Origin of the sequence: Nitratireductor sp. B36, from assembly GCF_020833685.1 — a bacterium.
GTDB lineage: Bacteria > Pseudomonadota > Alphaproteobacteria > Rhizobiales > Rhizobiaceae > Nitratireductor.
On record NZ_JACKZY010000002.1, the window covers coordinates 500,981 to 519,025 of the forward strand.

Annotated in this window: 19 protein-coding genes; 12 read left to right on the plus strand and 7 right to left on the minus strand. The window is 61.0% G+C overall.

The features are described from left to right. Positions 1-58 precede the first annotated feature (58 nt). Entirely contained in the window at positions 59-490 is a 432-nt protein-coding gene (locus tag H7H48_RS09060; RefSeq protein ID WP_370633338.1) for a GNAT family N-acetyltransferase, read from the plus strand. Here the strand turns inward: H7H48_RS09060 and H7H48_RS09065 are convergent. Next, a complete protein-coding gene (locus tag H7H48_RS09065; protein ID WP_229448725.1) occupies positions 485-1,060 on the minus strand; it encodes a DUF2239 family protein in 576 nt (191 codons plus the stop codon). The genes H7H48_RS09060 and H7H48_RS09065 overlap by 6 nt on opposite strands. A gap of 92 nt (positions 1,061-1,152) precedes the next feature. On the opposite strand from H7H48_RS09065, the gene H7H48_RS09070 reads away from it, so the two are divergent. From H7H48_RS09070 to H7H48_RS09085, 4 genes are all read left to right on the plus strand, one after another. After that, positions 1,153-1,677: a histidine phosphatase family protein gene (locus H7H48_RS09070; protein WP_229448726.1), complete on the plus strand. Its 525-nt coding sequence runs from the start codon at positions 1,153-1,155 to the stop codon at positions 1,675-1,677. A gap of 239 nt (positions 1,678-1,916) precedes the next feature. Beyond that, a complete protein-coding gene (locus H7H48_RS09075) occupies positions 1,917-2,345 on the plus strand; it encodes a GNAT family N-acetyltransferase (protein ID WP_229448727.1) in 429 nt (142 codons plus the stop codon). Between the two features lie 113 nt (positions 2,346-2,458). After that, on the plus strand, positions 2,459-5,335 hold the full coding sequence (uvrB, locus tag H7H48_RS09080) for an excinuclease ABC subunit UvrB (RefSeq protein ID WP_229448728.1): 2,877 nt from the start codon (positions 2,459-2,461) through the stop codon (positions 5,333-5,335). Between the two features lie 223 nt (positions 5,336-5,558). Beyond that, positions 5,559-5,846: a GIY-YIG nuclease family protein gene (locus H7H48_RS09085; protein WP_229449221.1), complete on the plus strand. Its 288-nt coding sequence runs from the start codon at positions 5,559-5,561 to the stop codon at positions 5,844-5,846. Positions 5,847-6,114: 268 nt separating this feature from the next. Here the strand turns inward: H7H48_RS09085 and H7H48_RS09090 are convergent, their stop codons facing one another. Beyond that, entirely contained in the window at positions 6,115-6,486 is a 372-nt protein-coding gene (locus H7H48_RS09090) for a GFA family protein (RefSeq protein WP_229448729.1), read from the minus strand. 1,028 nt (positions 6,487-7,514) lie between these two features. Here H7H48_RS09090 and H7H48_RS09095 point away from each other — a divergent pair. Then, a complete protein-coding gene (locus H7H48_RS09095) occupies positions 7,515-7,994 on the plus strand; it encodes a hypothetical protein (protein WP_229448730.1) in 480 nt (159 codons plus the stop codon). A gap of 61 nt (positions 7,995-8,055) precedes the next feature. On the opposite strand, the gene H7H48_RS09100 is transcribed toward H7H48_RS09095, so the two are convergent. After that, positions 8,056-8,289, minus strand: a complete 234-nt coding sequence (locus H7H48_RS09100; protein ID WP_229448731.1) for a hypothetical protein — start codon at positions 8,287-8,289, stop codon at positions 8,056-8,058. 251 nt (positions 8,290-8,540) lie between these two features. Here H7H48_RS09100 and H7H48_RS09105 point away from each other — a divergent pair, with 251 nt between their 5' ends. From H7H48_RS09105 to H7H48_RS09125, 5 genes are all read left to right on the plus strand, one after another. Further along, on the plus strand, positions 8,541-8,861 hold the full coding sequence (locus tag H7H48_RS09105) for a BA14K family protein (protein WP_229448732.1): 321 nt from the start codon (positions 8,541-8,543) through the stop codon (positions 8,859-8,861). Between the two features lie 346 nt (positions 8,862-9,207). Further along, positions 9,208-9,450 carry a DUF1344 domain-containing protein gene (locus H7H48_RS09110; RefSeq protein WP_229448733.1) on the plus strand — a complete coding sequence of 81 codons (243 nt, stop codon included), beginning with the start codon at positions 9,208-9,210 and terminating at the stop codon, positions 9,448-9,450. 172 nt (positions 9,451-9,622) lie between these two features. After that, entirely contained in the window at positions 9,623-10,843 is a 1,221-nt protein-coding gene (locus tag H7H48_RS09115; RefSeq protein ID WP_229448734.1) for an NAD-dependent epimerase/dehydratase family protein, read from the plus strand. Between the two features lie 12 nt (positions 10,844-10,855). Next, complete coding sequence (locus tag H7H48_RS09120) at positions 10,856-11,665, plus strand: glycosyltransferase (protein ID WP_229448735.1); 810 nt, start codon at positions 10,856-10,858, stop codon at positions 11,663-11,665. After that, positions 11,662-12,564, plus strand: coding sequence for an NAD(P)-dependent oxidoreductase (locus tag H7H48_RS09125; RefSeq protein WP_229448737.1), 903 nt, complete (start codon positions 11,662-11,664; stop codon positions 12,562-12,564). The genes H7H48_RS09120 and H7H48_RS09125 overlap by 4 nt, the downstream gene beginning before the upstream one ends. A gap of 254 nt (positions 12,565-12,818) precedes the next feature. Here the strand turns inward: H7H48_RS09125 and H7H48_RS09130 are convergent, their stop codons facing one another. Next, positions 12,819-14,027: a mandelate racemase/muconate lactonizing enzyme family protein gene (locus tag H7H48_RS09130; RefSeq protein ID WP_229448739.1), complete on the minus strand. Its 1,209-nt coding sequence runs from the start codon at positions 14,025-14,027 to the stop codon at positions 12,819-12,821. Next, complete coding sequence (locus H7H48_RS09135; RefSeq protein ID WP_229448741.1) at positions 14,024-15,112, minus strand: Zn-dependent alcohol dehydrogenase; 1,089 nt, start codon at positions 15,110-15,112, stop codon at positions 14,024-14,026. Before H7H48_RS09135 ends, H7H48_RS09130 begins: the two co-directional genes overlap by 4 nt. 183 nt (positions 15,113-15,295) lie before the next feature. On the opposite strand from H7H48_RS09135, the gene H7H48_RS09140 reads away from it, so the two are divergent. Next, on the plus strand, positions 15,296-15,685 hold the full coding sequence (locus H7H48_RS09140) for an acyl-CoA thioesterase (RefSeq protein WP_229448742.1): 390 nt from the start codon (positions 15,296-15,298) through the stop codon (positions 15,683-15,685). Positions 15,686-15,688: 3 nt separating this feature from the next. On the opposite strand, the gene H7H48_RS09145 is transcribed toward H7H48_RS09140, so the two are convergent. Continuing rightward, entirely contained in the window at positions 15,689-16,987 is a 1,299-nt protein-coding gene (locus tag H7H48_RS09145) for a hemolysin family protein (RefSeq protein ID WP_229448743.1), read from the minus strand. A 60-nt stretch (positions 16,988-17,047) separates the two neighbouring features. Next, positions 17,048-17,935, minus strand: coding sequence for an extensin family protein (locus tag H7H48_RS09150; protein ID WP_229448744.1), 888 nt, complete (start codon positions 17,933-17,935; stop codon positions 17,048-17,050). Positions 17,936-18,045 lie beyond the last annotated feature (110 nt).

An 18,045-nucleotide genomic window follows, 5' to 3' on the forward strand; every position in this document is an offset into this window, starting at 1 on the left:
TGAATTGGCTGCTTTGCTTCACGCTTGTGTCCATGACGGGGCGAGCATCGGTTTCATCTTGCCGTTCGGTTTGGAGGACTCTGCGCATTTCTGGCGCGAGAAAATTCTTCCAGCGCTTGGATCAGGCGGGCGCATACTGTTCGTCGCCCGGCAGGGCGGCAGGCTTGCGGGGGCCGTTCAACTTGTCGTCGATACCCCGCCCAATCAGCCACATCGCGCCGAAGCTTCCAAGCTGCTCGTTGATCCCGCCTGTCGCCGGCAGGGCATTGGGCGGGCGCTTATGAGAGCACTGGAAGCTGAGGCGGGAGAGCTTGGACGCAGCCTTATCACGCTGGACACCAGGACGGGCGACAAGGCCGAGCCGCTTTACGCTGCACTGGGCTTTTCCGTTGCGGGCGTCATCCCGGATTATTGCCGTGATCCGTTTCTCGATCGTCTCGACGCCACGACGATCATGTACAAGCGGATCGATGCCGTGCGGGCTTTATGACCCCGCTCGACTTTCGAAGGCCGGAGCCGCAAGACGTTCCGCGTGGGCCCGCAGGTCGGCCGGCCATTTGCCTGTTCTCCGTCGGAAGCTCTCTGCATCACCGGCATAAAGGGCGCGTGCCGCGTCTTCATATCCGGGTTGGTCGCCCAGCATCGCCATCATGAATGCATCGGCCGCCGATTTGGCTCTGCGGACTTTTTCATGGGGCGCATCCGCGGTGCGGGCGGCATCGACCAGCTTTCGCAGTGTTGCCGAAGCACCGCCGGGCTGCCCGTTCAGCCAGTCCCATTGGCGCGGCAGCAGGGTCACCTCGCGCGCCACCACGCCCAGCCTGGGTCGACCGGGGGCGCGCTTCGGGTGCGTCTCCTGTTCCTTCGGAGCCAGCCTTGCCGCCACATCCTCGCAGCTTCCTGCAAGGTTGAAGTCGATCTGTCTGCCCGACAGGTCATCGAAGATCAGCACATCGGCACCGGAATGCTCATCGAGCAAATGCTTGGCCGCCAGCGCAACCTCGACGGCGCTGCCTCTGGCGAGAAGCTTCTTGCTATGAAAGGCGGTGAAACTGGACATTGGGGTTATTCCTTTGAGTTGGGTGTTTTTACCCGGGTATAATAAATCTGTCAATATACCCGGGTAAATTCCTGATCGAGACGGGAGTGCGTATGAAAGAACTTCTGCTGTTGCGCCATGCGAAGTCGAGCTGGGAGGATCCGGGGCTGAGCGACATTGCACGCCCGCTGGCGTCGCGGGGGCGTCGTGCTGCTCCGCTCATGGGGCGGGAGCTTGTGAGGCGGGGCTGGCTGCCTGACCGGGTTCTGGTGTCTCCGGCCCGTCGTGCGCAGCAGACATGGCGCCTGGTTGCCGCAGAGCTTGGGGGTGCCGAACCGGAACTTGGCAGCGGGGAGGGGCTCTATATGGCCGCTCCCGAACACTTGCTTACCGTGCTGCAAGAGGTGCCGGAGCAAGCCCGGCGCGTTCTCCTTGTCGGTCACAATCCGGGCATGCAGGATTTTGCTGTTCGTCTTGCCGGCCCGGGGTCCGAAGTGGATGCGCTTGAACGCATGCGGCAGAAATTCCCCACCGCCGCCATCGCCCGCTTTGGCTTTGAGGAAGAGTGGGCGGTGCTTGCGCTTGGCGGTGCACGGCTGCTTGATTTTATCAAGCCGAAGGATTTTTCCCCAAAATAGGTTTGCGGGCCGAGCTTGCGACAGCGGCGCATCCGCGCTAGCACATTCTCAAACGTCTGGAGGTTTTATGTCCCGGTGAAGGGGGGCGGTTTGCGCCCCGGAAATGGATGCCGGAATTGGATAATTGCCGGTTTATAAGCGGCTCGCGCATCCGTTTCGCTTTCTTCAATGCAGTTTTCCTGCAGTCAGCGTGCCTCTGGCAGGCGCGTTCAATGCTGCACAACCGGACATGACCGAAAATGATCAAGACCTATCAGCCCGGCGTCGATGACGACGCCATCGTCGATATCTGGCTTCGCGCCAGCCGGCTCGCGCACGCCTTCCTTGGCGAAGATTTCATCGCCGGGGAAGCTGACAATATCCGCAATGTCTACCTGCCTATGGCCGAGACATGCACCATCTGGGTGGATAACCGGCTCGTCGGCTTCATCTCGCTGCTCGGCCACCAGGTGGGCGGTCTTTTCCTCGATCCGGCGTTTCATGGCCGCGGTCTCGGACGAGCGCTGATGGATGATGCCGTTGCCCGCATGGGTACGCTCGAACTCGACGTGTTCGTGAAGAACGATCTCGGCCGACGCTTTTATGCGCGCTATGGCTTCGTTGCGATCGAGGAGCGTATCGACGACCCCACGGGTGAGCCGGTGCTGCATCTTCGCTATCCTGCCTGACATGATGGCGGATGATGAATCCTGACACCCTTCTGTCAGGATCTGTGAGGGGTGACGCATTCCCTGTGCGTCACCCCTTTCCATTTCGGGTTCGCGGTTCCATATTCAGCCCCATGGCCAGATCACCCGACAAGAAGAATGGCGGCTTCGCCGAAGCCCCCCAGCCCGCGCTTTCGGGCACGCCGCTTTCCGGTTCCCCCTCCGGTTCTATCGCGGACTGGGCGGATGAAATCGCGCAGGAAGCCGAGAAGCCCGCAAAATCGAAAAAGCCGAAGGCACCCGCCGGACGCTCTTCCGCCGCCACCAAGACTTCGCGCGGCACCTCCATGGGCGGCGCGGCCTCGGCCAAGGAGCGCGCTGCTGCCGGCCTCATGCCGGTTGCCGGGCTCGATGTCACGCTGGAAGAGGCCGAAGGGCTGTCTTCCTCCGGCGTCACGGCCACGGTTGCCGCGCTTTCGAAGCTGATCGAAGGCGGCGATCCGAACCTTCAATCCACATGGACACCGCACCGCCCCGCGCGGCCGGAAAAATCCGAGGGCGGCATTCCGCTCAGAATGTCGACGGAGTTCAAACCCTCCGGCGATCAGCCCACGGCCATTGCCGATCTTGTCGCGGGCGCCCACGAAAACGAGCGCACCCAGGTCCTTTTGGGCGTCACCGGCTCCGGCAAGACCTTCACCATGGCCAAGGTGATCGAGGAAACGCAGCGCCCGGCCATCATCCTCGCGCCCAACAAGACGCTGGCCGCCCAGCTCTATGGCGAGTTCAAATCCTTCTTCCCGGACAATGCGGTCGAGTATTTCGTTTCCTATTACGACTACTACCAGCCGGAGGCCTACGTCCCGCGCTCCGACACCTATATCGAGAAGGAGTCCTCCATCAACGAGCAGATCGACCGCATGCGCCATTCGGCCACGCGCGCCCTGCTTGAGCGCGATGACGTGATCATCGTTGCGTCGGTCTCCTGCATCTACGGTATCGGTTCGGTCGAGACCTACACGGCCATGACCTTCCAGATGCAGATTGGCGACCGGCTCGACCAGCGCCAGTTGCTCGCCGATCTCGTGGCTCAACAATACAAGCGCCAGGACATCAATTTCGTCCGTGGCTCCTTCCGCGTGCGCGGCGACACGATCGAAATCTTCCCTGCTCACCTGGAAGACCGCGCCTGGCGCATCTCGCTCTTCGGCGACGAGATCGAGACCATCACCGAGTTCGACCCGCTCACCGGCAAGAAGACGGGCGATCTGCAATCGGTCAAGATCTACGCCAATTCGCACTATGTCACCCCGCGCCCCACGCTCAACCAGGCCATCAAGGGCATCACTGCCGAATTGAAGCAGCGCCTTGCCGAGCTGGAGCGCGCCGGTCGTCTGCTGGAAGCACAGCGTCTCGAACAGCGCACCCGCTTCGATCTCGAAATGCTGGAAGCCACCGGCTCCTGCGCTGGCATCGAGAACTATTCGCGCTATTTGACCGGCCGCGCGCCGGGCGAGCCGCCGCCCACCCTGTTCGAGTACATCCCCGACAATGCGCTCGTCTTTGTCGATGAGAGCCATGTCACCATCCCGCAGATCGGCGGCATGTATCGCGGCGACTTCCGCCGCAAGGCCACACTCGCTGAATACGGTTTCCGCCTCCCGTCCTGCATGGACAACCGGCCGCTCCGCTTTGAGGAGTGGGACGCCATGCGCCCGGCCACGATCGCCGTCTCCGCCACGCCCGGCAATTGGGAGATGGAGGCTGCCGGCGGCGTTTTCGCCGAGCAGGTCATTCGCCCCACCGGCCTCATCGACCCGCCTGTCGAGGTGCGCCCGGCCAAGACCCAGGTCGACGATGTGCTGGGCGAAATCCGCGAAACCGCCGCCAAGGGCTATCGCACGCTCGTCACCGTGCTCACCAAGCGCATGGCGGAGGACCTCACCGAGTACCTGCATGAGCAGGGCGTGCGCGTGCGCTACATGCACTCCGACATCGACACGCTGGAGCGCATCGAGATCATCCGCGACCTGCGCCTTGGCGCCTTTGACGTGCTGGTCGGCATCAACCTTCTGCGCGAAGGGCTCGACATTCCCGAATGCGGCCTTGTGGCCATTCTCGATGCCGACAAGGAAGGCTTTCTGCGCTCTGAAACCTCGCTCATCCAGACCATCGGTCGCGCCGCGCGCAATGTCGATGGCCGCGTCATGCTCTATGCCGACCGCATCACCGGCTCCATGGAGCGCGCCATGGAAGAGACCAACCGCCGCCGCGAGAAGCAGCTTGCCTACAATGAGGAACACGGCATCACGCCGGCTTCCATCAAGAAGAACATCGCCGATATTCTCGATTCCGTTTATGAGCGCGACCATGTCCGCGCCGACATTGGCGGTGCGGCGGGCAGGGGCGACGACCTCAACAATCTCGTCGGCAACAACCTCGCCGCCCATCTCGAACATCTCGAAAAGGCGATGCGCGACGCTGCCGCCGATCTCGATTTCGAGGAAGCCGCGCGCCTGCGCGACGAGATCAAGCGTCTGAAGGAAACCGAGCTTGCCATTCTCGACGACCCGCTCGCCCGCGACGCCGGCGTGGAAAACACGCAAAAATCCCGCCGCGACAAGGCGCGCGGCCGCAAGGGGCCCCTTCGACAGGCTCAGGATGAGGGGGCTGGTGGACACAAAGCCCCTCATGGTGAGCCTGTCGAGCCACGAGAGGCGGGCAGCAAAGCTCTGGCCTCATCGCTCTTCCACAAGCCCGATCTCGACGAAATGGGCACCTCCGGCGCGCATGCCGTGCCTGCCGGCAAGAGCCTTTTCCGCAAGAACGATCTGGACGAAATGACGGTCGGCCGCACCGAAAAGCCGGTGCGCAAGCCGCTTCCGCAGAAGCCGGAAGACGACCCCAAACTGGTGAAACGCCACCGGCCCGGCATCGGCTCCTACGAAGATCCGGCGGACGAGCGGCGCGCGAAGCGCCGGCCCGGAAAGACCGGGCGGCCGGGGCGGTAGATAAACTCCGTCATCCCGGAAGCCGTAAGGCTATCCGGGACCTATTGGCAGAATGCCGTAGAGCGCGGTCGGGTTTTCGCCGATGCACTTCTCAGTACTGTCATCTTCTTCTGTGGAACTGGGCCGCGCTTACCCAATAGGTCCCGGCTCTCGCTCCGCTCGGCCGGGATGACGGGTGTGGATTCTCGTTGTGAGCCACAACCAATACGTGCATATTCGTTGCATGGGTGGTTATGTCTACATTCTCGCATCGCGAAAGAACGGGACGCTTTACACCGGCGTCACTAGCGATCTTGAGCAGCGTATTTGGGAGCACAGGGAAGGCATTACCGGCGGCTTCACCAAGAAATACGGGGTTCATATGCTCGTCTGGTATCGTGACTATCCCGATATCCGCGATGCCATAGAAGAAGAGAAACGCATCAAGCGTTGGCGCCGAAAATGGAAGCTGGAACTGATCGAAAGAATCAATCCCGACTGGGACGATCTCTCCAGCGCTCTGAACCATTAACCTCCGTCATCCCGGAAGCGAGCACTGTTCGGTCCTGGGGGCGCGCTTTTCAATACGGAGTTCTTTCTGCGGATACCGGCCGTGCTGGCCCAATGGGTCCCGGCTCTCGCTTCGCTCGGCCGGGATGACGGATGAGCGCTGGCTTCCGTAAATACGTCATCCCGGAAGCCGCGAGGCTATCCGGGACCCATTGGCAGAACGCCGTGGGGCACGGCCCGGTTTTCGTAGGAACGCCCTTAAGCTTCCTCGCCGTTGAGGCGGATTTCCCTCACTCCCGATCCCGCTCAAACCGCGCTTTCACCGGAAATTCTGGCAGCCATTTCTCGCGGCGTGAAGCCCACAGCTCATAATCCGGCACAAGCTGGTCCGGCGCGTCCAGCGTGCCGAGATGCACTTCTATCTCGTCGCCGGTGCGGGCAAAGACCGAAGAGCCGCAGCGCGGGCAGAAGTGGCGGCCCTCAAAGGCGCTCGTCTCGCCGGTGATACGCACCGCCTCCGCCGCAAAGACGGCTGCCGCATAAAACAGCGCGCCATGGTGCTTGCGGCAGTCGAGGCAATGACAGATGCCCACGCGGTCGGGCTCTCTCGAAACCTCGATCCGCACCGCGCCGCACAGGCATCCGCCGCTCAACCGCTTCATTCCCTGCTTCCTTTTCTGCTTTTGGTCGGGTGCACTCTGCCGCCTGAAAGGTGCGACGGCAAGGAACACAGGCGCAGAGGGAGTGAGGCGGCTTGAAGAGTCCCGACAGCATCCGTGTCGCCTTCTCCTCGCGAACGGGGAGAAGGAGGCCGTCAGTCCCTACAGCTTCGTCATCATCGGACCTGATCCGAGGACCCATGCCAAAACGCCGGGGATAAACCGCAGCCCTTCAAGGCGAAACGCAATTTTTCTCACTCCTACCCCGTCACCACCGCAACGGCATGGATCCTATGGTCAAGCCATAGGAGACGACGTTGGCGAAGCGCATTCCCTACTCGCTATTCGCTACTCCCTATTCGCTCTTTTCTCCCCACCCCCAAAACCTCCACTACACTTCCCCCATCACCCCTGTCGGGAACCGGGTCCGGAGCCGGGGATCAGGAGGGGCGACGGCAGCCTCCCCCTCGGGTTCGGTGACCCGGGGCCTGTGAGGGCCCGCGAAAGGCCGGCGGCCGGCATCATGTCGGTTGCGGAAAAGCCGCTAGGGCGACGTTTGCCCGAGTGACCGGTCGGCAGACGGGACAGCGGCCGGCGGGGCGCGCTTTTCGCGCCACTTCAATTCCAACAGAGAGGCACGAAAAACGCGCCCCGTTTCCCGAACCACGCAAACCCCGGCGGCAACCCCGCGCGGCAACGATGGAGCCTGCCCGAAATGCCTGCCCCCTCTGCAGAATGCCCGCCAACACCAAACGCCCCTTCTCCCCGCAGGCGGGGAGAAGGTGAGGATGAGGGGCGAGCGCCGTGAGTGGCCGGGATACCGACAGCGGTGGAAAAGCTCGCAAGGCCCCGCCCGCCCCTCATCCCCTGCCGGGACCTTCTCCCCGCAAACGGGGAGAAGGAGGCCGTCATCCCGAAAGTCGCAGGCTACCCGGGGCCCATTGGCAGAATGCGCAAGCACACGACCGGTCAACAGGAACCCGCAACGACCTTTTTCTCAAATCGTCAACGCAAAAGAAGGGAGGCCCCAAATGCAACGCAAAACCAGAAAATCGCCGGCGAAGACCGACGCCAATGAGCAGCTGCTCGAGATCATCCGCAGCCTTGTGAAGATTCGCGACACGCTAATGGATGAGAAGGGCATCAAGCCACTTTTGCCCATTTGCCCGCCCGAATGGCCGCACGAGGAAATGCAGGTGGTGTTCCGCTATCTCGCGGGGCAGGCCGAGAGGCCGCAGCATTGTTCAAAACGGCGGTGCCGCCGCGCTGGTATGTGTCAGGCAGGGGCGGATGCGCCGCTGGACGCGGACTGTTTTTCGAACTGGAGCGATAGCGAGGTCTCGCGGCTCCATGCTGCCTGGCTGGGCGTCGTTTTGTGCTGGATCTATGATTGTGAGCGGTCTTTGCATTTCATGGAAATGACGCGGTATGGAACGCAGGCATGCAGCGTGCCGACACGGAAACAGGGCCTCGAGGAGGCCGGCAAAAAGCTTGCATCAAGAACCGTCTGACAGGGAAACGCCAGCATGTCTTTCTGCGCGTGCGGCTCTCAGGTCCGGGTGGATGTGCCTCTTAGGCTTCGAACCTGGCGGCGCTGTCCAGTCCGGCCTGAACCAGGTTCAATGGCAGGCGGTGTCCGCTCGCCCACGACCGCATCACATGTCCGGCGACCCGTTCACGGGAGGCGCTATCGCTCCGTCTTATGCCAAGTTCGGCACACACGGCCTCAATGGCATTCTCCATCGCGGCCATTTCCTCTGCATCGAAGATGCCAGCGCTTTTGTGCAGTACTCCAGGCTTGGCCATGTCCGGCCCTCCTCTGCCGTGGGAAGTTGCAGTCAGCGTGTGACACCTCCAACGTCGCCGTCTGCTCGTCCTTCGCCTTACACGGTAACAGGTTTATTTCCCGTGTCTATTATGGCGAATCTATGTTGCGAGGCCGCGACGGGCCCGCAGAAAAAAAACAGCAAGGCGTGAACCTTCCTCGTTCCTCCCGCGACAGAAGGGTATCGGACGGCCGAAGTGGCCGGCCATCAATCCCAAAGGAGGATGATGAAATGTCCCTGAAACGCACCATTGCAAAAGGCCTGATGGCCATCACTCTTGCCGCAACGGCACTTTCAACCGTCAGCGTGGAAAGCCGCGCAGGCAGTCTGTCTCCGGGCGAGGCTGCGGCCATCGCCGGGCTTGGCGGTTTCATCGCCGGTGGCCTGATCGCGGACTCGCGAGCCCGGTACTACGGTCCTGCGCCGGTCTATGGCCGTGCCTCGGCCTGGGATCGGCATGTGGCGCGCTGCTATGCCCGCTACCGCTCCTATGACGAGTACAGCGACACCTTCCTTGGATATGACGGCTACCACCATCGTTGTCGCCTGTGAACGGTTCACGCCGAAATGCTGCGCGGTTACTCGATTTGACCGCGCCGCCGCCGCGTGCGTTGAAAATTCGGGCAGGTCGTGAACACGGCTTGTCCGGATTTTGTCGGTTTTTAGCCGCTGGAGGATGAACCAATCCGGGGATCCTGCGTTATACGACCGACGATGGCCGGCGGATCGGGAGATTGCGGCAAAGCTTGGGCAGGCGACGTGTTTAAAGCGGTCACCCCGTTTGATTTGAGATTTCCGGCATCCCGCACCACCTTTTTCTCGCCGACCTGGTTTCCGGCTCCCCCAAAACTGTCAACGGGGATCGGGTCGGCATGTACACAGCAAAGGAGTTCCCTCCATGAAAAAAATCCTCGCAGCCCTTGCCGCAACCGGTTTCCTCACGCTTTCGGCCTACGCCGCCGAAGTTCAGGGAACGGTGGCTTCCATCGATGTTGCGACGAGAACGATCGCTCTCGATGACGGTACCGTCTACACCGCCGGTGAGGGCGTCGATCTCGCCAATGTTGCTGCAGGCGCCACGGTGACGCTGACAATTGACGACACGACAAATGAGGTGACCTCCGTCGAAGCGCAAATGTAACCCTGCCCGTTCGTCCCTCCGGACGGGAGCCGGTCTCCACAGGAGGCCGGCTTTCTTGTTCGGGTTTGTCCTTTCGGAACAAACTGTCATAAAACAATGCTAAGGGGGCTTTCGAGAAGGGAATCGGTCCGGTTCCCTTGCCTTATGCATCGATGACCGGAGGCGGAATTTCATGAAGATTGCAGTTCTTGGCGGCGATGGGTTCGTCGGCTGGCCGACCTCGCTTCACCTGTCGGCCCGTGGGCACGAGATCCACATCATCGACAATCTGTCCCGGCGGTGGATCGATACCGAGCTCGGTGTCCAGTCGCTGACGCCCATGGACTCCATTCAGGAGCGCACCCGCATCTGGCATCAGGAAACGGGCCGTCGCATCCGCTTCCATCTGATCGACCTGGCGCGCGACTATGATGTGCTGAAGGCATGGCTTGCCGAGCACAGGCCCGATGCCATCGTGCATTTTGCCGAGCAGCGCGCCGCGCCCTATTCGATGAAGAGCGACCGCCACAAGAACTACACTGTCAACAACAACGTCAACGCGACCCACAATCTGCTCAACGCAATGACGGAGATAGGCCTCGATGCACATCTCGTCCATCTGGGCACAATGGGCGTTTATGGCTATTCCTCGGTTGGCGCGGCAATTCCGGAAGGCTATCTCCCGGTGGGCGTGGAGACGCTTTCGGGCGAGACGGCGTCGCAGGAAATCCTGTACCCGACCAATCCGGGCTCGATCTACCACATGACGAAGTCGCTGGATCAGCTTCTCTTCCAGTTCTACGCCAAGAACGATGGCGTGCGCATCACCGACCTGCATCAGGGCATTGTGTGGGGCACGCACACGGAAGAAACGAAGCTCCATGCGCAGCTTATCAACCGCTTCGACTATGATGGTGACTACGGAACAGTGCTGAACCGCTTCCTGATCCAGGCGGCGATCGGTTATCCGCTGACTGTGCACGGCACGGGCGGCCAGACGCGGGCGTTCATCCACATTCAGGATTCGGTGCGCTGCGTCGAGATCGCATTGAACAATCCGCCGAAGCGGGGCGACCGCGTGGAAATCTTCAACCAGATGACGGAAACGCACCGGGTGCGTGACCTGGCGGAACTCATCGCGCGCATGACGGGCGCGAAGGTCGCGTACCTGCCGAACCCGCGCAAGGAAGCGGCGGAAAACGATCTGGTCGTGAGAAACGACAAGTTCCTGTCGCTCGGCCTCAACCCGATCACGCTGGAAGAAGGGCTTCTGGCCGAGGTCGTCGATGTGGCGAAGAAGTTCGATTATCGCGTCGACCGCTCGCGCATCCCGGCCGTGTCCGCCTGGACCAAGGACATCGCGCCCACCATCGAGCGCGATCCGGAAGGCAAGCGGCTCAAGAGCGTGGGCTAAGCGACGGCTTTCATGTCGAAACACGCCTATGTGACGCTTGTCACCAACGAAGATTATGCGATGGGCGCGCTGGCTCTGGTGCGCTCGCTGCGGCTGACGGAAACAGATGCCGATCTCGTGGTGATGCACACCGGTGGAGCTCCCGCCCAGGCGCTGAAGCCGCTGGCTGCGCTCGGCGCGCGTCTGGTGCCGGCGGAGCTTCTGCCCACTTCAGATGCCTTCAACGAGCGGCATCAGCGCGCGCGGCTTCACGCGAATGCGCCCTTCACCAAGGGCAACAAGCCGAGTTTTCACACCCCGCTCGACAATTTCGCCAAGCTCAGGCTGTGGCAGTTGACCGAGTATGAACGGGTCGTGTTCATCGACGCCGACGCGGTGGTGGTGCGCAATATCGACCGGCTGTTCGGTTACCCGGAATTCTCCGCCGCGCCCAATGTCTATGAGAGCCTTGCGGATTTTCACCGGCTGAATTCAGGCGTGTTTGTAGCAACGCCTTCCGAAGCGAGTTTTGCCGCCATGCTTGCGCGACTGGATCAGCCCGAAGCGTTCTGGCGGCGGACCGACCAGACCTTCTTGCAGGCGTATTTTCCGCACTGGCACGGTCTGCCGGTGTTTTTCAACATGCTGCAATATGTGTGGTTCAACCTCCCGGCGCTCTGGGACTGGAACTCTGTTTCCGTGGTTCACTATCAGTATGAAAAGCCTTGGGAGCAGGATCATCCGAAAGCCGCGGAGCTGGGTCCTCTGATCGATCTTTGGCACGCCTTCCATTCGGGTGAGAACATCCCCGATGTTGAGACGCTGGCGAACCCCTCGCCATGAGTGGGCCCCACAGTATCGTTTCCGGCGGGACAGGGCTGGTCGGCCGTTTCATTGTCGAGGCGCTGCTGGCCGCAGGTCATCGGGTGACGGTGATTGGCCGAAACGCACCTCGGGAAGGTCTTTTTTCAGGGGCGGTCGCATTTGCGCCCATGACGCTTGAGCCGACATCCATCTTGACGACTCTGTTCGAGGGGGCGGATTTCTTCGTGCATGCGGCCTTCGACCACCTGCCCGGCCGGTACCGGGGCGGGGAGGGCGATGATGCGGCGGGGTTTCGTCGACGCAATCTCGAGGGAAGCATTGCCATGTTCCGCGCTGCGCGGGCGGCGGGTGTGGCGCGAACGGTGTTTCTTTCGACCCGGGCCGTTTACGGGCCCCGCAAGCCGGGAGCGATGCTCGATGAGACCGATGCCTGCCGTCCCGACACGCTCTATGGGGAGGTGAAACTTGCCGCCGAAGAAGCGCTTTCCCAACTTTCCGGAGACGGTTTTTCCGGCGTAAGTCTGCGGGTTACCGGTGTGTACGGGCCGGCCGGAACTGGACGATCTCACAAGTGGGAGAGCCTCTTTGAGGACTATTTGTCGGGCCGTGAGATCACACCGCGCATCGCGACGGAGGTTCATGGTGAGGATGTCGGATCGGCTGTGCGCATATTGTTGACCTCGCCCGCGGAAAAAATCGCGTCGGGTCTTTTCAATGTGTCGGATCTGACCCTCGATCGCAGTGAACTTCTAGCGCTGGTCGCTCGCGAGACCGGCAGTGAGAATCCACTGCCGCCCGCCGCCGATCGAGATGCGGTCAACGCCATGAAAACGGAACGTCTTCGTGCACTTGGATGGGCGCCAGGTGGGTGGGCGTTGCTGGAACGATCTGTGCCCCTTCTGTTAGGCAGACGTTAACTGCTCCGTGGTTTGTGGAGCGGGGCTGCAACGGTCAACTTCATGTGTTGATTCAACTTGTTCACGTGTTGATTCAGGTTGTTCCTGAGATGAGTCCGTTTGCGGCGGCAAGTGTCTGAACAAGAATCGAATTCTTCCGTTCTGTGCGGTGAGCCAACGCTTCTCCAAGCGCTGAATTTCACTGTGCCTTTGCCATATATCTCCAAATCCGCAACGCGGGCAGGGCAGCCATCTTTTCCAATGAATTGCCTTCGCTAAAGCGGCGTCTGCTGCATTTCCAAGTGCAAATCAGTCCCGTTGTAGGGGTTGGCCTCTGCAATGGTTTCATCGAGTTCGACGCCAAGGCCGGGGTCGCGCGACGGAATGACAAAACCATCCTCCCAGGTGATTTTCTTTTTCAGCAGTTGCGCGTGGAAACCATCGAAGGTTCGGATCGCTTCAAGGATCAGAAAATTGGGAAGTGTGGTGGCGAGCTGAATGTTTGCCGCGGCAATGATGGGGCCGCAATAGCAATGCGGTGCGATCTGGACGTGGTGGGCTTCCGCCATCGCGGCGATTTTCTTCGTTTCAAGCAGGCCGCCTGACCGGCCAAGATTGGGCTGAAAGATGCCGGCAGCGCCGAGGCTGAGAAGCTGTGCAAATTCATACTTCGTGGTGAGTCTTTCCCCCGTGGCGATTGGGATCGTGGTTGCACGTGCGACCTGCGCCATGGCTTCGGGACTGTCCGGAGGAACAGGCTCCTCGAACCAGAGCGGATCATAGGGCTCGAGCGCTCGTGCCATGCGGATCGCACCCGACGGTGTGAACTGGCCGTGGGTGCCGAACAGGATGTCGGCGCGCGTGCCGACAGCTTCGCGCACCGCGGCAACCATGCGTATGGAAAGGTCGATATCGCTCTGGCGCGGTTGATGGCCGCCGAAGGCGGTGTATGGGCCCGCCGGATCGAATTTGACCGCGTCAAAACCCTGCGCAAGGCAGGCCAATGCGGCTTCGGCGGCAAGGTCGGGATCGTTGTAGACATTGCGTTCGCTATCCGTCTCGTCCGGTACGGCGCTGCCCGTGGCAGGGTAGAGATAGGTGTAGCTGCGCAGCCGCTCTTGCACCTTTCCGCCGAGCAGCTTGTAGACCGGTTTGCCCGCCTCTTTGCCGATGATGTCCCAGCACGCCATTTCCAGGGCTGACACGCAACTCATCAAAGTCGGATCGGGCCGCTGACTGAAGCCGGAGGAATAGGCACGGCGAAAGAAGGTTTCGATGTCGTGCGGGTCGTAACCGATCAGGTATCGTTCGGCCACGTCTTCGATCATGCGCGCGGTGAGGTGTGGACTGAAGGCGGCGGAATAGGCTTCGCCGTAACCAACCACACCGCCATCGGTGACGAGCTTCACGAAGATGAAGTAGCGACCGCCCACATACGGAGGCTGGTTTGCGGTGACGAAGGTTTTGGCGTCCGCGATCTTCATTCGAAAACCAGCACGTTGCGTAGGGCCTGGCCATTGTTTACTGCGGCAATCGCCTCATTGATGTCTTCAAGCCGGTAGCGACCGGTGATGAGTTCATCGAGCTTCAACCGGCCCTTTTGATAATGCTCGACAAGGATGGGTATGTCGTGTCGGAGCCGGGTTTCACCCATCTTGGAACCGATGATTTTCTGGTTGAGGGCCGCCAGCTTTCCCGGGTCATAGGGGATGCGCACGCCGTTGGCCGGCATGCCAACCACGATGACAGAGCCGTTGCGGGTGATATAGCGCGGGGCGCTTGCCAGGGCTGATTCGACGCCGACTGTAACGAACACGAAGTCCACGCCGCGCCCCTGTGTAAGCGCTTTGATCGCCTTCGTGTGATCGGGGTCAGCGGGGCTGAACGCGTGGGTGGCGCCGAAATCGCGCGCTGCCGCGAGTTTGTCTTCACTCAGGTCGAGCGCGATGACCGGGCTCGCGCCGGCAAGTGCCGCACCCTGAACGGCATTGAGCCCGACGCCACCACAACCGATGACAGCCACAGCATGGCCAGCCGACACCCGCGCTGTGTTGGCGACTGCGCCAAAGCCGGTGATGACGCCGCAGGCAAGAAGCGACGCGACGTCGAACGGCATATCGGTTGGGATATGAGCGAGTTGACTTTCGTGAACGACCACCTTCTCGGCAAAGGCGCCGGTGCGCAGCCCCTGTTCACATGCGTCGCCATTGGTGAAGGTGAGTGGCCCCTGCTGATCGAGCGGGAACACCTCTTCGCACATGACGAGGCTCTGACGCGCGCAATAATGGCAATGGCCACAGGAGCGGATCAGCGTGACGACAACATGATCGCCCGGCGCCACACCAGTAACTCCAGGACCGATCGCTGAAACCACGCCGGCGGCCTCGTGACCATAGACTGCCGGAAGATCGCCGCCCCAGGCACCTTCGGCATAGGAGATGTCGGAGTGGCAGATTGCGCAGGCCTTCAGGTCGACGAGAACTTCACCCTGGCGGGGCGGGGAAAGTTCAAGCGTTTCAATCGAGAGGGGTTTGCCGAACTCCCGGCATACGGCGGCCTTGATCTGCATGGAAACCTCGCTGGAATGCGTGCAAACCGGATTAAAGCCGGAAGTTTGTCTTTGGTGCAACGCAGATGCGACATCGAAGCGAAACCATGCGTCATTGGAAGAGGTGCCATGCGCTAGCGTTTGTTGACCGGAAGCGGGCGTGGAGATAGGCCGGATGTAAATCAAAAAGGGGAACGACAAACGATGAATGCACCGGAAACACCCACTGGAGATTTGACGCTACGCACGCAGGCGATGCCCGGTGACGCGAATGCCGCAGGCGATATTTTCGGCGGCTGGGTGATGGCGCAAATGGATCTCGCGAGCGGCATTCGAGCTGCCGAACGCGCCCATGGACGCGTGGTCACGGCCGGCGTGAAAGAAATGGCCTTCGCCAAGCCGATGAAGGTGGGCGATACCCTGTGCATCTACACCCATATCGAAGGGGTGGGGCGGACATCAATCCGGCTCAAGGTGGAAGCGTGGGCACAGCGTTATCTGTCACCGACCATGGAAATGGTCACCCATGCGGATTTCGTCATGGTAGCGCTTGATGCCAATGGCAAGCCCACACCGGTTCCGCCGGAAGATTGAGGCTTACGCCTCCGTCGATGCTTCGATTTTTGTGGCGAGCACGCGGTCGATCCGGCGGTTGTCCAGATCCATGACTTCGAAACGCCAGCCCATGGCATCGACGCTTTCACCGGTCTTCGGCAAATGCGTGAATTCGTTGAGCAGGAAGCCGGCGAGCGTGGTGTAGGTGCGCTCGGCCGGGAGATTGAAGCCAAGATGATCGGCCATCTCGTCGGCAGGCATGGAGCCGGGAAGCAGCCAGGAGCCGTCGGCGCGCTCAACGATGTCCAGCTCACCTTCCTCGGCATCCGCACGGAAAATTCCGGCGATTGCTTCGAGAATATCGGATGGGGTGATGATGCCTTCGAAATGGCCGTGCTCATCGTGCACCAGCGCCATCGGGATAGCGGCCTCTCGAAGAACGGAAAGTACATTGAGCGCGTCGGCCATGTCATGCACGATCGGGGCGGGCAGAACATGCGCCCGGATGTCCAGCGCTTCCCCCGATAGCTGGGCAGCAAGAAGATCGCGCAATTTGACGACGCCTTTTATCTCGTCGACCGAACCATCGCCAGCGGGCAAGAGGGAGTGGCCGGACCTTTTGACATCCTCCGCCAATGCCTTTTCATTCGCTGTAAGATCCAGCCAGTCGATCTCACCACGCGGGGTCATGATGGCGCGCGCCTTGCGATCGGCAAGCCGCATGACGCCGGCAATCATGCGGCGTTCATCGGATTCAATGGTGCCGCTGGTTTCGGCTTCGGCGATAAGCGTGCGGATTTCCTCATCGGTCACCCGTTGTTTTGACTCCGCGCTCTGGCCGAGCAATGCAAGGACCAGCCGCCCCGACACATCCAGCAGCCACACGAGCGGCAGGGTGATGCGTGACAGGAGACCCATGATCGGCGCAACCTTGACGGCGATGCCTTCAGCGTTCTTGAGTGCGATCTGCTTTGGAACAAGTTCGCCGACGATCAGCGACACATAGGTGATGAGAGCCACCACAAGGCCTACGCCGAGCGGATTTGCCAAGCCTTCCGACACACCTTGCAGGATAAGCCAATCGGACAGACGCGTGCCGAGCGTCGCGCCGGAAAAGGCGCCGGAGAGCACACCCACGAGCGTTATGCCGATCTGGACCGTCGAAAGGAAACGCCCCGGATCAGCCGAGAGGGCGAGGGCCCGTGCCGCACCGCGCTGCCCCTGATCCGCCCGGGATTTCAACCGGGCAGGTCTGGCGGAGACCACGGCCAGCTCCGACATGGCCATGAAACCATTGAAGAGAATGAGGACGAAGAGTATGGCGATTTCTACAATGAGCATGAAAGCTCTTTAGCACTCCGGGATGAACGGCGCGAGACTGCCTTGTGGGCAGTGGAAGCCCTATTTACAGGCGCGGTAGCCGTTGCGGCGGCCTTTCAGATCGAAATGAAAGTGATCGCGGTGATCGTAGTTGTAACCGGGGCCGAGAACGGTGGTGAAATAGTCACACCCCTCGGCACGCACAGAGTTCAACAGTCCGCGTTCGCGGAAGGCGAAAAAGCCCGGCTTGCGCACATCGATTTCGCGGCCGCTTTTCAGCTCGATGCTCATTACGTCAAGAGCGTTGCCTTTGGAATGCTCCGAAGCAACGCTGGTGCCGGCAATGCGGCGACACGAATAGCTTGAGCCTTGCCGGATTTTTCCGATGCCGGTGAGATAGCGTTTGCGGGCGGCAGGAGCGAGCTCGTTTTTTGTCCAGCGGGCGAATGTTTCCGCCATCTGGCAATTCAGCGTGGCGGCTGGCGCCATTTCGATGTTGCCGGAAAGGCCACTGACTTTGACGGGCCAATCGATGCGGCAAGCACCACCGTCGTTGATGGGCTCCAGATCCTGATACTTGACGCCAAGGCGCTTGAGCCGACGTCGACAGGCGATTTCTTCTGCTGGCATGACACGCGGCGAGCTTTCGCTGCGCGGCAGGGTCATGCGCGGATAGGAAACCATCATCGGATTCGACGGAACCAGCGCCTGCAATCCCCTCGCATTTTCAGGTGCGGGAGTGGAAACAGAGGGTGTTGCCACCTGTGGAACCGGTGCGATGGGAGCAGGTGCCAGTTGCGCGACCGGCACCGCTGCAGTCTGAACACCGATATCTACCGATGGGCGCGGGGACATCACATCGCTGACGGAGCAGGCAGAAAGAACCAGAAATGTGGCAGCAACCGCTGCGCGCCGCAGAGGTGCACGTAGGGGTGTTGCAACCGGGTTGCCAACACGAATACCGACCATGAACACGCCCCGTCGACCTTATACGCTTCCAGAAGGAAGGTACCGTAGCCCGACAAGGTAAAGGAAAGGTCAGCAGGGGCATTCAGACCTGTGACCTCATTGTGACGCGT

Bases quoted from the DNA above. Each gene is read 5' to 3' on its own strand.
- H7H48_RS09085 (WP_229449221.1), top strand. From the start codon at position 5,559: ATGGGTGGTTATGTCTACATTCTCGCATCGCGAAAGAACGGGACGCTT.
- H7H48_RS09065 (WP_229448725.1), bottom strand. From the start codon at position 1,060: ATGTCCAGTTTCACCGCCTTTCATAGCAAGAAGCTTCTCGCCAGAGGC.
- H7H48_RS09140 (WP_229448742.1), top strand. From the start codon at position 15,296: ATGAATGCACCGGAAACACCCACTGGAGATTTGACGCTACGCACGCAG.
- H7H48_RS09105 (WP_229448732.1), top strand. From the start codon at position 8,541: ATGTCCCTGAAACGCACCATTGCAAAAGGCCTGATGGCCATCACTCTT.
- H7H48_RS09130 (WP_229448739.1), bottom strand. From the start codon at position 14,027: ATGAAGATCGCGGACGCCAAAACCTTCGTCACCGCAAACCAGCCTCCG.
- H7H48_RS09150 (WP_229448744.1), bottom strand. From the start codon at position 17,935: ATGGTCGGTATTCGTGTTGGCAACCCGGTTGCAACACCCCTACGTGCA.
- H7H48_RS09145 (WP_229448743.1), bottom strand. From the start codon at position 16,987: ATGCTCATTGTAGAAATCGCCATACTCTTCGTCCTCATTCTCTTCAAT.
- H7H48_RS09100 (WP_229448731.1), bottom strand. From the start codon at position 8,289: ATGGCCAAGCCTGGAGTACTGCACAAAAGCGCTGGCATCTTCGATGCA.
- H7H48_RS09120 (WP_229448735.1), top strand. From the start codon at position 10,856: ATGTCGAAACACGCCTATGTGACGCTTGTCACCAACGAAGATTATGCG.
- H7H48_RS09135 (WP_229448741.1), bottom strand. From the start codon at position 15,112: ATGCAGATCAAGGCCGCCGTATGCCGGGAGTTCGGCAAACCCCTCTCG.
- H7H48_RS09095 (WP_229448730.1), top strand. From the start codon at position 7,515: ATGCAACGCAAAACCAGAAAATCGCCGGCGAAGACCGACGCCAATGAG.
- uvrB (WP_229448728.1), top strand. From the start codon at position 2,459: ATGGCCAGATCACCCGACAAGAAGAATGGCGGCTTCGCCGAAGCCCCC.
- H7H48_RS09110 (WP_229448733.1), top strand. From the start codon at position 9,208: ATGAAAAAAATCCTCGCAGCCCTTGCCGCAACCGGTTTCCTCACGCTT.
- H7H48_RS09090 (WP_229448729.1), bottom strand. From the start codon at position 6,486: ATGAAGCGGTTGAGCGGCGGATGCCTGTGCGGCGCGGTGCGGATCGAG.
- H7H48_RS09115 (WP_229448734.1), top strand. From the start codon at position 9,623: ATGAAGATTGCAGTTCTTGGCGGCGATGGGTTCGTCGGCTGGCCGACC.
- H7H48_RS09125 (WP_229448737.1), top strand. From the start codon at position 11,662: ATGAGTGGGCCCCACAGTATCGTTTCCGGCGGGACAGGGCTGGTCGGC.
- H7H48_RS09070 (WP_229448726.1), top strand. From the start codon at position 1,153: ATGAAAGAACTTCTGCTGTTGCGCCATGCGAAGTCGAGCTGGGAGGAT.
- H7H48_RS09075 (WP_229448727.1), top strand. From the start codon at position 1,917: ATGATCAAGACCTATCAGCCCGGCGTCGATGACGACGCCATCGTCGAT.